Annotated in this window: 2 protein-coding genes and 1 pseudogene; all 3 read left to right on the top strand. The window is 52.2% G+C overall.

The annotated features are described in order from the left end of the window. Window positions 1-97: 97 nt before the first annotated feature. Window positions 98-268 carry a hypothetical protein gene (locus JCM12259_RS16845; RefSeq protein WP_156409602.1) on the top strand — a complete coding sequence of 57 codons (171 nt, stop codon included), beginning with the start codon at window positions 98-100 and terminating at the stop codon, window positions 266-268. Window positions 269-324: 56 nt separating this feature from the next. After that, entirely contained in the window at window positions 325-1,911 is a 1,587-nt protein-coding gene (locus JCM12259_RS12615; protein WP_234396617.1) for a fimbrillin family protein, read from the top strand. A gap of 234 nt (window positions 1,912-2,145) precedes the next feature. Further along, a pseudogene (locus JCM12259_RS15590) lies at window positions 2,146-2,368 on the top strand (DUF6261 family protein); the annotation flags it as partial.

The raw sequence follows: 2,368 nt of genomic DNA, 5'->3' as shown, positions 1-2,368 counted from the left end.
CTTCTCGGAGTTCCCTTTGTTCTCTTTTTTATGCCCTTTTGCCAACCACGCAAGGGGGAAAATTTCACGAATTATTCACTCAAAACAATATGAAATAATGAAGAAACAAGTAGAGAGTTTAACGGCTTATCTGAAGCCCGAATGCCACGTCGTCGAAGCCACGACAGAGCAATTTGTTTGTACGTCGGTGCGGCCGCACCCCGGTTCGCAAGAAGAGGATTGGGACCCGGACGAGGATGTCGACGGCGGAGAGTATGAATTTGAGTAATCATCATTAAAAATCAGAAAACAATGAAGAAGTATATCATCCTAAGCGCGGCTCTATTGCTATTCACAGCGAGCTGCAGCAATGACGAGAATAACGAACAGAAAGAACCGACACAAGCTGTACAATTCAGTTTTACCAACGAAGAGTTTGGTGAAGACGAAGCCTTAACGCGAGCCAATGCAGCCGGAGCAAAACCACAGATCATAGACCTGGGCGACTGCGAAGCCGAGATCAGCGTAGAAAGCGAACCGACAGCTAAAACGCGCGGCACCCAAACTCCAGCTACCGGCCATTATACCATCCGCGCCTATCAGGCCGGCACGCTCAAAGGTGAAATGAAAGGGACGTTTAGCGGTGGTACATTCACCCCTGATGCCAGCTCCAAGAAGAGCATTTGGTTACCTCACGGCACTTACGACTTCGTCGCGTTCAACGATGATGTAACCGTCAGCGGCAATGATCTGACCATAGCAAGAGATAAGGCAGGAACGGCGATGATCGGAACCGTGACCGAGAATATCAACCAAGATCCCAACCAATCGGTGAACTTCACGATGAAGCACGTCGGTTGCCGATTGCGCACGCAGTTTGTTTGCCAGAAAGACATCCCCAACGCCATCACGGCCACGCTCGAGCAGACCGCTGCCAATGTGATCCCCACGAGTATGACCTATAACATCCTGACCAAGGCCAAAACCTACACCAACGGCGCCATGGCGGCTACGCCCAGCAACTCCCCCGCCAGCACGGAAACCAAATACATGGCTTCGTACTTCGGGAGAGACTTCTCCTACACCTCGTCGAGCGACTACCATTATTTCCTGCCCACCACCGAGGGCAGCAAGCTCAAGCTGACCGGCATCTCGGCAGGCACCGTCTTCTGGAAGGCTATCCCAACTTTCAACGTCCCGAAGCTCAACGCCACGCTCCAGATGCAGGCGGGCAAATCCTACTGCGTTAAAATCAAACTCAAGCCCAACTACACCTATCTGATGAGCGACGGCACCCTCGGCTTCTTCAAAGAGACCACCTTCGGCGGCGGCTCCAAGACCCCCGTGGCCCTGGTGCTGGACAAGGCCAGCCACATGGCCATGGCGCTGAACACCATTGGGAGCTTTGGCTTTGCCACCGTTGCATATATGTACACGGTGAGCAACACACACCAGCCGGCGAATCTAGACGACGCGTTGAACGGTTCGGCCACGAGCGGCCTGGACGAGACCTGGAATCCCAGTTACAGCGCCAGCACCGTACCCGGCAACAAAGTGAAGGCCTTGAATCCCCAATACCCCGCTTTTAAGGCCGCCGCCGAATATGATCCCGGTACGGTCTATACCGGCTCGCCCGCCCTGCAGTGGTATCTGCCGTCGTATAATGATTTCAAATGGATACTGCCCATGGGCTTTGGCGATAAAACTGCAGTAAACAAACACTATGTGGGCTATTATTATTATGGCAACCTGGTCAATCTCGCTTGTACACAAGTCGGGGGGAACGACCTGGTTGAACGAGAATATGTTTCGAGTACGGAGCAGGACAACTCATTCTGCGGCACCGTGAAGGTGGGAAGTTTGAGCATATACTGGTCTTCTTACGTCTCAAAAAACAATGGAGGCTTCGTCCGTCCTTTCGTCAAATACTAAGAAGATGGGCGAAAACAGCTCGTCGCTCGCAAGCGAAATGCAGAAAACGCGAAAAACAGCGTTTCGCTTGTAAGCGACGGACAAAAAACACAGAAAACTGGCTTTCGCTCGCAAGCGAAATGCAAAAAATGGGAAAAACAGCGTTTCGCTCACAAGCGACGGGAAAAAATAGTCAAAAGCAGCCCGTCGCTTGTGTTTTTTACTCAAACGTTTAACTTTTAAAATCAAAAAACAATGACACTACAAACCATCTATTACAGTCGGCTCCAAAACATGGAGCATTATCAGTTTGCGTCGCGCGTGCTGCAACTCTGCAACGAGGCGAAAGTGGGGAAACTCACGGCGGTGCTGGGACCGCTCACGGCCTGCGTGGCCGACGAAGATCGGGTGCTGAACCAGCCGCGCGCCGGGGCCGATACCAAGGCGCTGGAAGAGGCCGATCGCAAGCGCGACAAAT

The organism is Hoylesella enoeca JCM 12259, assembly GCF_000613405.1.
Lineage (GTDB): Bacteria > Bacteroidota > Bacteroidia > Bacteroidales > Bacteroidaceae > Prevotella > Prevotella enoeca.
This window is presented reverse-complemented; position numbering and strand designations above follow the sequence as displayed.

What these genes read in the sequence shown, in the direction of transcription:
- JCM12259_RS16845 (WP_156409602.1), top strand. Translation starts at nt 98, where the DNA reads ATGAAGAAACAAGTAGAGAGTTTAACGGCTTATCTGAAGCCCGAATGC.